The following is a 13,812-nucleotide window of genomic DNA, read 5'->3' on the forward strand; positions in this document are numbered from 1 at the left end:
AAAAATATGTAATTAGGGTAAGTGAATCTCTAGATTAATAATGAACAATCCATTTGTCTAGAAGCTGTTCATGTTTGTAGTTTTTAAGCAAATATCTAAGAGAATCGGGCATGGGATGTTTTGCTCTTTCTATTAGAACGTTGTTATTTTGATTCATGAGTAGTTCAAAATGCTCTTTATCCTGGTCTAAACGAAGATCTATGTAATCTTTCTTATATTCGTCTCCTTCTTCAAATTGTATTTCTCTAATGGTAGGGAAACTTTTATTGTGTACGGTAACTATATTCTGATCTAAATAGAATGCAGCAGAAGGTAATAGGTAATCAAAGACTATAAGTCGGTTTAGATCTGTTCCTTTTTTCTCCTTTACAAAGGAAACCAATTCTTTCACAGAATTAACAGTATACGGATTACTTCGGCTAAATATAGTATGTGTAAGCATAAGGCAAGCTATAAATGCTACCCCTAGATATTGCAGTTTCTGCCTGCTATTAAATGGAGAAAATTTAATAAAATATAAAAGGACTATAGCAACTAAAACTATTAGCGGAAGGCTATAAATAAGATCCATAGAGATTGACGGAATAAATAGAGAAACTACTAAACCAACTAATAGAAGTCCTAGTAATACCTCATAAACCTTGCAAAACCATTTTAACTTCATATCCGAAATTTTATATAAAAGGTAACCACCTGCCAGCGCTAGGAAAGGATACATAGGAAGAATATAAAGAATGAGCTTGGAAGAAAAAGCAGAGAAAATAACAAAGATCAAAAGACTAATAATAGTTAATGTTTTGATGATAGTATGCTTTTGCAGTGCTTGTTTAATATTGCTAAAATAACTTGCTATTATAAAGAATACCCAAGGAAAACCTAATAAAGGAGCGAATAAGAGATAATACCAAAACGGTTTACTTCTATGAAATTTTTCTGCATTGGTAGCACGCTCTACAATCTGTTTTTCAATAAAATAGTTCCATAATTTAGGGTTGTCTATTATAATAGCAATAAACCACGAAGCAGAGATCGCTACGAAAATTATTATTCCAAAAAGATCGTGCATGGAAAGTTTGATCCTCTCCTTTTTAACTATTAAATAGGTCGCTATAAAAATAGTAACGGGAAGGATTGCAACCGGACCTTTTGTTAAAAAAGCAAACCCAAGAACCATGTAAAAAGCATATATCCAAATCTTAGAATGATGCACCTTATTTTGCAACCATAAATAGAGACTCCATAAGATAAAGGTTATTAGATATGCATCTGTGGTTAGATTTCTGGAGGCAATTATAACAATAGGAAAGCTAAGATAGATCAAGGCAGCCGCAACAGCTATCTTCTCATCTTTATATAGCAGTTTTCCAATTCTAAAGATCAGGTATATTTGAAGTATTAGTGCAATACCAAGAAAGAATCTCGCACCATATTCATTTATACCAAAAATCTTATATCCAATAGCGGTTATGTGATAAGTGATAGGAGGTTTATGATAATGATTTATTCCCAAAAGATTAGGGGTAAGAAAATCTCCGGTTTTAACCATTTCTCTACTTATTTCCGCATATCGGGCTTCACTGCTCTCACTCAACCCAAAACTCCCTAGACCAATATTAAAAACAATGAAAATGAGCAACAAGATCTTTAAAAAAGTAGATTTCATTTATATGGTATTAGTAAGCAAACTTAGATTTAAAATCTAAGTAGAATTTAAAGATAGAAAGTTCTATGTTCATGTAATAAAACCAAAGTTACTATAATTTTAAAACGGGTGATGTACTATTGCTAAATCTATTCTTTTAAGTGCGAATTATAGGGTTGATTAATATATTCATTTTGAATTTAATATTATCTTTTAGTAAAAACTGAAATAATTATCAGGTTCTTAGAATTATCGTACAATTTCTTTTAATTTCGTTATCCTTAGTTTATTTGGGAAATCCCAAATCCTATTTACAATACTTTTCTGTTTACTAAAAGAAAGTTACATAACTGTCCTAGTTCATTATTTATGGGTAAAAAATTAAACCAATTAGAGGCCACTGCAATTTGTGGAAACGATATAAGTTCCTCTTGTTTGTATGTATCTGCTTTAGCAATATTTTATGCTGGACAATACGCTTGGATTTCTTTGTTGATGGTTGCAGGGGTGTTATTTCTTTTCAGAAAGATCTATGGAGAAGTTGTTGGCGCCTTACCTCTAAATGGGGGAGCTTATAACGCACTTTTAAATACTTCTAAAAAATCTACGGCCTCATTAGCGGCTGCTCTTACAGTACTTTCTTACATGGCCACTGCAGTTATCTCTGCTAGTGAGGCAGTAAAATATGCATATAGCATATGGGATTTTATTCCTGTACTTCCTACTACCATAGTACTTTTATTGTTATTTATGGGGTTGGTGATCCTTGGTATCGGAGAATCTTCTAAAGTAGCTATTGCTATTTTTCTTTTTCACTTGGTATCTCTTACCTTGCTCTGCGGATTTTGTCTCTACTATTTCTTTACGCATGATTTTGATGTACTTATGGCAAACTTTAGAATGCCTGTTCATGGAAGTGTAAGTATGGCATTATTCTTTGGTTTTTCTGCAGCGATGCTTGGAATTAGTGGATTTGAGAGTTCTGCAAATTATGTTGAAGAACAAAAGGAAGGGGTGTTTCCTAAAACTCTAAGAAACATGTGGATTGTGGTTAGCATCTTTAATCCATTAATAGCATTTTTAGCATTGGCATTAATACCTATGGATGTAGTAGGTGCAAATCAGGAAGCATTGCTATCATTCTTAGGGAATATTTCTGGAGGAAACTGGCTTTCTTTATTGGTAGGTATAGATGCTGCATTAGTACTTAGTGGAGCGGTATTAACATCTTTCGTTGGAGTAGGTGGGTTAATGGAGCGTATGGCTTTAGACAGGATCTTACCTAACTATCTTCTCAAAAAGAACAAACGTAAAAGTCCTTACCTAATATTTATTGTATTCTTTATTCTCTGTACCTCGATATTATTTGTAACAGAAGGAGATCTGGCAAAACTTGCGGGAGTTTATACCATAGCATTTCTATCTGTAATGGTACTCTTTGGAATAGGAAACCTATTATTAAAAATCAATAGAAAACAATTGCCTAGGCCAGAGAGATCTACATGGTTAGCATTAATAATTGCAATAGTTGCGGTGTTTGCAGCTATCATAGGGAATGTGGTACTCAACCCTAATTATCTGTTTATTTTCTTTCAATACCTTATTCCTACTTTGCTGGTTGTGTTCTTTATGCTTTACAGAAATTATATTCTAAGAGCTTTTCTAACGGTTATAGAAACTGTTTTTCCTATGGATAATAAACTCTTTAAAACGCTGCATAAAAGAACTCGATATAAGTTAGCAGAAATTAGAGGGCAGGAATTTGTTTTCTTTACCAATCATGATAATGTAGAGACCTTAAATAAGGTGATGCTTTATATGCGCAACAACGAGCCTACCAGAAGAATAAAGATAGTTTCTGTAACAGATAACAGCATGCATGTTGCAGAAAATTTGAAAGAAGATATTATGGTGCTAGATAGAGCTTATCCAGATATAAGAATAGAGTTTGTAGAAGAGAAGGGCGTATTCGGTCCAGAAAAGATCAAAGAATTATCAGAACGTTGGGAAATTCCTATAAATTTCATGTTCATAGGAGCTCCCGGAGAGAATTTTCCTTATCGCGTACAGCAATTAGGAGAAGTTCGGGTAATTATCTAGAATATTTGATTCATTTTTCTTGTAAAAAGAGGTCTGCTAGATATCTTTTGAAGGCAGGAGGTATGAGCCTGAATGAAAATATTTTTAAGAAATGAGCAAAATCAAGCCTTTAAAGCCCTAAAAATAATTTTGTAACATTGATTTTTGTATTACAAAATCATATACATTTGGCTTACTAAATCAAACAATAATATATTTTAAAATGAAAAAATCTTTTTTGACTCTTGCAGCTATCGCACTTGTTTTAAGTTTTACTTCTTGTAAAGAAGATTCAGCTGAAAAAACTGAAGTTGAGGTTATTGAAACTGAAACTCCTGCTGAAGTAATGGAAACTCCTACTGAAGAAGTAGTAGATACCATCAGCGATGAGGCTTCTCAAGTTGAAGAAAATACTACTGAAACTTCTGTAAACTAATTCAGAATTTTCTTTATATTTTTAGAAAAGGCTTCCCATAGGAAGCCTTTTTTTATGCTCATTATTTAAGTTTAGCTATATTTTAAAATGGATAACCAATAGCTAGGTTAAAGACTAAATTATCTCTTCTCCATTGAGAGTTTCCAAAATCTACCTGATCTAATACCCATCTATTTCCTTTCTCATAATAAGGAACTCTAATAGGAAAAGCAAGATCTGTTCTCAAGATCAAGAATTGTAAGTCAAATCTTAAACCCACACCGGTACCTACTGCAAGTTCACTTAAAAAATCTCCGGAAAAAGCAGCTCCCGGTTTTTGCTCATCTTCATTTAATAACCAGATATTACCGGCATCTACGAATAAAGCTCCTTCTACAATACTAAATAGGTCTGCTCTAAATTCTGTATTTAATTCTAATTTAAGATCTCCAGATTGATCTGGTAAAAATGCATTATCATCTACCTCAAAATTATAAGATCCCGGACCTATTGTTCGGGCTCTAAAAGCACGAATACTATTGGTACCACCAACAAAGAATTGCTTAATAAAAGGCAATTGGGTAGAGTTTCCATAAGGAATTCCTGCCCCCACAATTATTCTACTTGCCAGCTCTTTCCCTGGTCCTAATTTTAAATAATGTCTAAAATCATTTTCTAGTTTAATATATTGACTAAATGGGACACCAATAACTTCTTTTTGTTCTCCTTCCTTAGCATTGGCTCCAGTTACTAAACCTACAATGTTACCAGATAGATCTGCAGAACCCTGATAGAATATAGTATTGGTCTTTGCAGTTTCCATGGTATTGGTGTAGGTATACTTATATGTAGGCCCAAAAATTAGTTGTTCTTCTATTACTCTTCCTAATGATGGATTTTGAATTATTTGATCTTTGTATAGATCTGTAACATTAAAAGGTCTTACATAAGTAATTTCTGAAATATTAAGTTGATGTTCTTTTCTGATATTATCTTTCCATTGATATCCAAAAGAAGATTTAAAAGATTCTAGTGCATAAAGCTGAGATCTGGATTGAAAATCAAAACTCAATTTCGCTACGGTCTTTGGGATAAAAGCACTACTAGATTCTAAATTAAATGGAGTTATTAATCTTGGCCACGACAAAGATGCTTCTCCTCCAAATCTATAAATATTAAATCCGCTATTATTAGAAGAGTATTGTGCTTCATATCCTGCTGAAGCCGAAATAGTTAGTAGTTCTGCACCGCGTAATGCATTCCTATTTCTCCAGCTTAAGGTAACATCTGTACCTAAATAATTAGCAGAATTGGTTTTACCTGTAAGTTCCAGGCGTATAGACTTCTTTGCTAAAGGAGTTAAATAATAATAGGCATCTAAGGCACCATCTATAGAGTCTGATGGTTTAAACTGATTTTTCACGAACTTAAAAGTTCCGAGGTTTACCAGTCTATTCAAAGATTTATTGTGATCTGTTCTATTGTACAATTCACCTTTCTTAAATAGTAATGATCTATCAAACACGCTGGGTTTAAATTTATTTTCAGGATCTAAAATGGTGAGATCTTTATAATAAATGGCAGCGCTAGAATCTTCAGCTAATGTGTCTTTATTGATAGAATAATCTGGATATACATAGATATTTCCAATAGTAAAAGTTCTTTGGGCAAGGATAGGGGTTTCATCTTTTACTTTCATCTTTATATCTACCTGATGATTCCCTGCGGTACTATCTACTTGAGCTAGTAAAAAGTCTGGATTAAAATAAAAATATCCAACCTCTTTTAATTTTGCATCTATTCTATCTCTTTCTGTTTTTATAACTTCAAGATCATATGGGTTGCCAGTTTTTAATAGAGAATTTGGTTCTGTTGCTTTAATATCTATGGTAAGCGGAATAGAGTCATTTGGAAATCTTACGGAATCTATAATATAGCGAGCACCCAATTGCACCGTATATGTGGAAGTTGCTTTTTTACCACTGGCGGAAGAGTCTGCGCTTGTTCTTGCATTAAAAAAACCTTTATTCTCAATGTAATTCTGAATAAGTTTGGTGTTATAGTCCATGTCTACTTGACTAAATAATACCGGTGGTTCTCCCATCTTATTTTTTAACCAATATTTAAAGCCTTTATCCTTTTTTGGTTCTCCCGCGATATTGTAAAACCATAATTTAGGTCTTAATCCTAAGATACTAGAGTTAGGTCTTGGTCTTACCAAGCCTTCCAAATTCTCTTCAAAATAGGCGGTAGATTTTGAGGATAAGCTATCTCCTTTTACCTTTACGTTGGCTCCTGTATATAATAGTTCACCTTCAGCTAAATATTTGGTATTGCTGCATGCACTAAAAATTAGAGCCGCAACTAGAAGTAATAGAAATTGATTTATTTTCATTTGTTATCTGACTTATTTTTGTCTTTATTTCCAATAAACAGTTCTCTAAATCTATCATAATCCATAGTAATAATAAAAGAGAGTCCGGTTTCTACTACCTGCCCTTGTACAGCTACTTCATATTGATTCTTTCTATAAGCCCTGAGCAAATACCTTCCATCTTTAGAAAGCATATAATCTATTGCAACATCACCGGCAATATTGGTAGACTGTTGGTTAGCGCCTTGCGGACCTTCCAATCCAAAACTACTACCTATGGTAACCTTTAATCTATCATTTAATAAAGATTTTGAAACTCCTACATTCAAATCTGTTCTGTTCTCTCGCTGTCCTGTGGTATAATCTTCTGAAGATTCAAGATCAAAATTTAACTGAACTCCATTTATTAGGTCTGCTGCAAGATCATTTAATTGCTGAGATAGAATTTTACTCACACTCTGTCTTGCTAATGCGCCTGCACTGGTGGCACCTGCTTCACTGGCAAAAGGATTCTCTCCAATAAATCTATTTAAAAGTAATAATGCAAAAACCTGTTTATTCAATTCTGAAGGTTGATCTCTAATTTGAGCCAGTTTTGCTCTCGTATTAGATAGCACTTCAGAAGCTACATTATAATTACCTTCTGGTAGAACAATGTCAAAACTGATGATTGGTTCTAATAGTTGCCCTTTCATATTCAATTTAGTTTGGAAAGGTAATTTTTGCTTATAGATATTTCTAGCTGAAGGGGTAAGCCCGGAAAGCTGATTGTCTAATAGATCTATAGGTGCTGTTTCAGATTTGTAGATAGCAGTAATATTAATATCTGCATTTGTAGGATCTCCCGTCCACAGTATGTAACTGCCTTTTTCTAGTTCGAATCTTCTTTTAATAAAGTTGAAGGACATTTCATAAGCTCCATCAGATAATTCATATCTACCTGTTAAGCTTGTTTTTCCTGAAGGATCTATACCTGCTGAAAGTTGTGCATTTCCTTCTAAATTCAAGAAATCGCCATTAGCCTCATCTATTACTAAGGTGAATTTAGATTTATCGGTAACGGTAATATTTACTGAAACATCCATTCCTTCCAGCTCTGCATTAGAAAATTGCGCTTCCATCTGTTTTGCCTGAGCTTCTCGTAAACTTTGCTCGTCTACAAATTCCACCACGCCTTCTCTATCGGCAATAGATGGATCTGGTTGCGGCATAACGATGGTAAAATCGGTATCTTCTTGAATGTCTATGGTTCCGCTCACTACAGGACTTTCTAATGATCCACCAATTTTTAAATTACTGTCTAAATAAAGATCTCCGTAATAAAAGTCATTGTCTTTTGCGGTAGAGTTCACGGCGTGGAAATTATCTGCAGTAACATCAAGATCAAAATTGTAGCTAGTATAATCTGTAGTAGCAATACTTCCATCTATTACTAATTTATTATCATCTTCATCAAATAAAGTGAAAGTAGACATATTCATTCCCTTCTCATCAAACGCAATCCAGTCGTTCATGGTATGGAAATTTGCATTTAACTGATTAACCAGAAATCCTACCTCGTTAAATTTCATTCTACCAATAATGTTAGGTTCTGCAACAGTTCCCGAAATATCAAAATTCCCAGAAATATTTCCTGTACTTTCTGAGATGGCGCCAAAACTAAAACCTTGAATGCTCTTCACATTTAATGTTTTAATATCCAAATTCATATTTAATGAACCTTCTGTAGTTTCATAAGTTCCGGTAAGATCTACTTGATTGCCTTGCCCTGTAATATTAATATTGGTGTTTAAAAGAGTAGGGGTTTGGCTGCTTATTCTTAATCTGATATCTCCAACAGTATCTTTTTTGAAATTAAAATTGGCAATGTTTAGATCTGAAGTTATTTTAGGTTTTGTAAACATATCTGCTAAAGATAATTCTCCATTAATTTGGCCACCCATTAACAAGGTATCTTTAGAGATCATAGCACTTATCGTTTCAATTTTAAAACTCTCAAAATCTATATTTAGAGGAGAAGCAGGATCTTGCGTTTGAGAATTGATCTTAATAGCACTATTATTATGGCTTAGGTTGAAATTAGTTGCTAAAACGCCATTACTTGCAATCATAATTTGATTGTCTTGAGGAATGCTCCAATTTTCATAATCTAATAAAAGATTCTTTGGATCTAAAGAAAACAACGTGTTTCCGGAAGAGGTTTCCATAGTACCTGCAACCTGATAATGTGGCTGACCTTTAGAATTATCTATTCTAAGATTATAATCTACCATGTTATTTTCCACTTTTCCGGTAAGCGAAGTATAAGGCAATTTTATTTGCGGACTATCAACATCACCAATAGTGAGAGCGTAGGTGAGGGCATTTCCTTCTGGGTGGATATCCAAAGCACCATTGGTGATCTTATAATCTAGATAATCCATTCTCGGGAAACTAGCTGCCATCACTATTGTATCATTTACACTGTTAAATCTCCCGGAAATATTTAGTGGCTCCTCTAGATTTAAAGCAGGCATAATTTGCGTTAATAGAGGATCGCTTTGAACTTTTAATTTATAGCCAAAATTTTGATTTTTAATAGTGGCGGTATCTGCAACCGTAGAGATCTCATAATAGTGAGAAAGAGATCTGGTAAGCGCCGCTCCAATTTTAGTTAGTTGAAATTGCCCTTTAATACTAGCCTCTAATAATTGAGATTCTAAAACCAAAGAGGTGCTATCTAATTTTGAAACTGCGGTTAATGAAATAGTATCTAATGGAAATTTCTTTTTTACATTATCAATAACAAGATCGGTTATATATACCTTTCCATTTAAGTAATCTGGATCTGCGCTTGTAAGCGCTGCTTTAATCTTTCCAGTGAATCTTAATGGTGTTCCGTAGAGGTTGAGGGAATCTAAACCAACATTATTTAAATTGGTTTCTAGATTTAACGAAGGATGTTCTCCACTAAAACTTCCGGAAGCATTCAGATCAAAATCTAGATTAGGATCGTTCATTCCAGCTTTTAGGTTATAATCGCCCTTAGCTATATCGCCTTCAAATTTTAGATCTTTATAATTATAACTGTTGTATTGAGCTTTGGTAATTGTTCCAGATGCACTTGCGGTAGCTGTTTTAGGATCTAGACCTCTCCCTTTTACCTTGGCATTCATGCTAACCACACCTATAGAATCATTTTGAATTAATCTACCAACATCAAAATTGGATAGTTTTAGATTTCCGTCGTAAATCTCGTTCCCTTCGGTTCTCATATCCAAATTTCCATCAAAACTGGCATCTCCCGAGCTGCTTTTCAGTATTAGATCTGCTTTAAAATTTTGCATAGAACCGGCAAAACTTCCTTTTAAATTCATTCTTTTCGGTAACGTGATATTACTAGGAATGGTTCCTTCTGGTACAAATTCTTTAATATCTTGAGCGGTAGAGGTAAATTCAGAAATATTTAAATTGAATCTGGCATTTTCTACATCTGGTAATCCTTTAATAGTTCCAGTAGCGCTTACTCTGGTGCTTCCAATTCCTGAAGCGCTAAATTGCTCCACTTTTAGATCGTTCAATTTCCCAGAAATCTTACCATCTACATAAAGCACCGCATTTGGATTAGATTGAAACGGATTGGTATTTTTAAGTTCTGGAGCCAAGATCAAAATATCTTGAAATGCGATCTTACTCTCTTCAAATTCTGCATCTATTTCTATAGTTCCGGGATCATCTTGCATCGCTTCTAAAGATGGATATCCTAACACTACTTTTTTACGAATAATACTCTCCGACGTTTCTATGTAAAGATCTTTTAGATAAGAAGAAGTACTAGCGTAAAGAAAATCGGTATGTAACGATTTAATATAAAGTCCGGATTTGTCTTTCATAGTAAATGCTGAAATAGCACCAGAAATACGATCTGCGGTATATTCAAGATCATCGGCTTCCAAATTGATGTTGGTAAGTTCCAGATCCATATAATCTATTCCCTCCTCAACCGGCTTAGCATTTTCATCTTTAAACTTAAAATTGATATTGCTTAAATTGGTTTCAGCAACAGCAACTTTCCATAAAATAGGAGCAGAAGTAGCAGTGCTATCTTGAGCGTTATTAACTAATTTTTCATCTTTAAGCAAAAGTACATTTCCATTAAGGCCATCAACTTCAAAGTCATTAATTACAACGTTTTGATCGGCAAAATTGAAATCATCAAAATCTAAGGATAACTCCCTAAGCGCGATCTTAGCATTCATTTTGCTCTGATGGCTATTGAATTTAATGTCGATATTAGAGAGCCGTATATCTTCGAGGTTTATGTTGAAAGGGGCAGTACTATCTGTTACGCTACTATTTTCTTCTGAAGGAGTTGCAATAGAATTAATTGCTAATGCATCCTGATATACTCTTAAGGTCAAGCCGTCCATATTGATATCTGGAACAGAAAAATTCATTTTATCAAGATCAAAAGTTTCTACATACGTATCAAAATGTTGAAGCTGAAGATCGATATTTGTTTTGGTGATAGCATCTTCAAATTTAAACTTGATCTGATCTAGTGCTATATCTCCTAAAGTAATGGTAGACGTTGCAGTGGTATCTGTGGTTGGCGTAGCAAAGGCTTCTATTATATAATCAAAATTAAAAACAGAATCTTTGTTTCTTTTAATATAAGCTTGAGTTCCTTCTAATTCTATAGAATTGATCTCTACATCACTGCTTATTAATTTAAAAAGGCTAATATCAATAGCTAATCTTTTACCGTAGATCAAAGTGTCTTGTTCCTGATCTTCAAAATAAAATCCTGAAAGCACTATCTTTTTTGGAAGACCAATCTCTAATCTGTCTATGGAAACTGGGGTATGGATTTTTTCTTCAATAAAGCTAACCGCTTTTTTCTTGACTACATTTTGTATTGCCGGAACTTGAAGCAATAAGACGATGAGTAGGAAAAAACCAATGATGATACCCACTATCCAAGCAAGTACTTTTAAGCTCTTCTTAACTGTTTTATTCAATTTCAGGATTTTAGAGGTAAAGATATAAAGTTATGCTTTTAAAGGTGTTAAAAATATTAGAACAAAAGTTTTGAATTTATCATAAAAAATGGGCTACGCAGTTTGTTTGCATAGCCCATAATATTAATTTTAAGAGGATATAATTATTTATTCTCTTCTTTTGCCGGAACAGGGAACCCACGGTCTCTCATGAGTGCATCTATATTAGCATCTCTTCCTCTAAATTTCTTATATGCCTCTGCTGGATCCATAGCGTTTCTAGGGGCAAATAGAAACTTAACCAATTTATGAGCCACTTCTTTATCATAAAAACCTCCAGGAGCATTAGCAAAAGCTTCTGCAGCATCTGCAGTTAAGACATCTGCCCAAAGGTATCCGTAATATCCGGTTGCATAGCCTTCCCCAGAAAATACATGACCAAAATGAGGAGAACGGTGACGCATCACGATCTCTTCCGGCATGTTCAAATCTTTAAGAGTTTCTTTTTCAAACGTTCTTGGATCTCCAATCTTGTCTGGATCTGTAGTATGATATTTCATATCCATCAATGCAGAAGCTAAAAATTCTGTAGTTGCAAACCCTTGGTTAAAAGTGGAAGCCTTCTTAATTTTAGCTACTAGTTCTGCCGGCATAGGCTCTCCAGTTTTAGCATTTAATAAGAATTTTTCTATCACTTTATCTGTAGATAACCAACGCTCTAATAATTGAGATTGGAACTCGGTATAATCTCTAACGCCGCTTTGTAGGGTTGGATATTTTACATCTGCAGATAAAAAGTGTAGAGCATGTCCAAATTCATGGAAAAAAGTTTCTGCATCATCCCATGAAACTAAGGAGACTTCTCCCGATGCAGGTTTTACAAAATTAGAATTATTAGAAGCAAGTACAGTTTCTTCACCCTCATAATTGGTGTAACTTCTATAGGTGGTAGCCCATGCTCCAGAACGTTTCCCTTTGCGTCCATAAGGGTCTAAGTACCAAAGTCCAATAAGTTTTTTACTGGTTTTATCTGTAACCTCCCAAACTTTTACATCTGGATGGAAAACAGGAACGCTACCTTCTTCTACAGGGGTAAAATCAAAATTGAATAATTCTCCCGCTGTAAAGAATAGCGCTTGTGTAAGATTGTCTAACTGAAGGTATTGCTTTACTTCATCAGAATCTAGATCATACTTATCTTTTCTTACTTTTTCTGCATAATATCTATAGTCCCAAGGTTTGATAGTGATGTTTGCATCTTCGGCATCTGCAAGCGCTTGCATATCTGCAACCTCTTCTTCAACTCTTGCAAGAGCTGCTGGCCAAACTGCATTCATAAGGTTCATAGCATTCTCTGGGTTTTTGGCCATTCTATTTTGCAATCTCCATTCAGCAAAATTGTCATATCCCATTAGCTCTACACGCTCATCACGAAGTTTTAAGATCTTTACAATGTTCTCATTATTATCATATTTATCTCCATTATCTGCACGAGAATAGTAAGTTTTCCAAACTTTCTCTCTCAACTCACGTTCTGTAGAATAGGTAAGAAAAGGATCCATAGAAGATCTACTGTTGGTTATTGCATATTCACCATCATGATCTCTGTCTTGAGCAGCCTTTGCCGCAGCTTTTACAAAAGAATCTGGCAAACCGCCTAATTGATCTTCATTTAGATATTCCACATAATTTTCTTCATCTGCAAGAATATTATTAGAGAAATCTGTATAAAGTTTACTAAGCTCTTTATTGATAGCTGCATAACGTTCTTTTGCCTTCGCGTCTAAATTAGCACCTTCCATTGCAAAATTTTCATAGATGAGCTGTACCACTCTTTGTTGATCTGCCTCTAAAGGCTCTTTTTTAGATTTGTCATAAACTGCTTTTATTCTCTTAAATAGCTTCTCATTTTGTGAGATCTTAGAAGAATAATCTGAGATCTCCGGAGCTAATACCTGCTGAATTTCACGAAACTCTGGCGAAGAAAGGTTGCTACTCCAAATTCCATAATATGTGAAGACTCTATCTAATGGCTTCCCGGCACTCTCCATAGCAAGTATGGTATTCTCAAAGGTTGCCGGTTTTTTGTTATTAGCAATTGCTTCTATTTGTTCTAGATGAAGCTTCATAGCTTCTTCCATAGCTGGTTTTAGTTGTTGCAGGTCCATTTTGTTAAAAGCTGGAACACCTCCGTAGGGTCCGTTCCATTTTTGCAATAATGGATTGCTGAAATTCTGTTTCTCTGTCATTTCTGTTGCGTGTTGATTTTTTTCTTGCGCGCTCATCGTCATCATTGGCGAAGATCCTAAGGCTATTACCGTTA

At 34.3% G+C, this 13,812-nt stretch carries 6 protein-coding genes; 2 read left to right on the top strand and 4 right to left on the bottom strand.

What is annotated here, in order from left to right; all coding sequences use genetic code 11:
• Positions 1 to 34: 34 nt before the first annotated feature.
• The gene (locus P163_RS04860) at positions 35 to 1,663 is read right to left on the bottom strand and encodes an ArnT family glycosyltransferase (protein WP_034888242.1); all 1,629 of its coding nucleotides are present in this window, start codon (positions 1,661 to 1,663) and stop codon (positions 35 to 37) included.
• A gap of 348 nt (positions 1,664 to 2,011) precedes the next feature.
• Between P163_RS04860 and P163_RS04865 the strand changes: the two genes are divergently transcribed.
• Both P163_RS04865 and P163_RS04870 read left to right on the top strand, forming a co-directional pair.
• Positions 2,012 to 3,742 carry an APC family permease gene (locus tag P163_RS04865; protein ID WP_034888244.1) on the top strand — a complete coding sequence of 577 codons (1,731 nt, stop codon included), beginning with the start codon at positions 2,012 to 2,014 and terminating at the stop codon, positions 3,740 to 3,742.
• Positions 3,743 to 3,944: 202 nt separating this feature from the next.
• On the top strand, positions 3,945 to 4,157 hold the full coding sequence (locus P163_RS04870; RefSeq protein WP_034888246.1) for a hypothetical protein: 213 nt from the start codon (positions 3,945 to 3,947) through the stop codon (positions 4,155 to 4,157).
• Between the two features lie 82 nt (positions 4,158 to 4,239).
• Here the strand turns inward: P163_RS04870 and P163_RS04875 are convergent, their stop codons facing one another.
• The 3 genes from P163_RS04875 to P163_RS04885 all read right to left on the bottom strand — a co-directional run bounded on the left by P163_RS04875 (position 4,240) and on the right by P163_RS04885 (position 13,774).
• Complete coding sequence (locus P163_RS04875; RefSeq protein WP_034888248.1) at positions 4,240 to 6,531, bottom strand: BamA/TamA family outer membrane protein; 2,292 nt, start codon at positions 6,529 to 6,531, stop codon at positions 4,240 to 4,242.
• Entirely contained in the window at positions 6,528 to 11,510 is a 4,983-nt protein-coding gene (locus tag P163_RS04880; RefSeq protein ID WP_034888250.1) for a translocation/assembly module TamB domain-containing protein, read from the bottom strand. The genes P163_RS04875 and P163_RS04880 overlap by 4 nt, the downstream gene beginning before the upstream one ends.
• A 143-nt stretch (positions 11,511 to 11,653) precedes the next feature.
• Complete coding sequence (locus tag P163_RS04885; protein ID WP_231556158.1) at positions 11,654 to 13,774, bottom strand: M3 family metallopeptidase; 2,121 nt, start codon at positions 13,772 to 13,774, stop codon at positions 11,654 to 11,656.
• Positions 13,775 to 13,812 lie beyond the last annotated feature (38 nt).

Origin of the sequence: Gillisia sp. Hel_I_29, assembly GCF_000744275.1 — a bacterium.
GTDB lineage: Bacteria > Bacteroidota > Bacteroidia > Flavobacteriales > Flavobacteriaceae > Gillisia.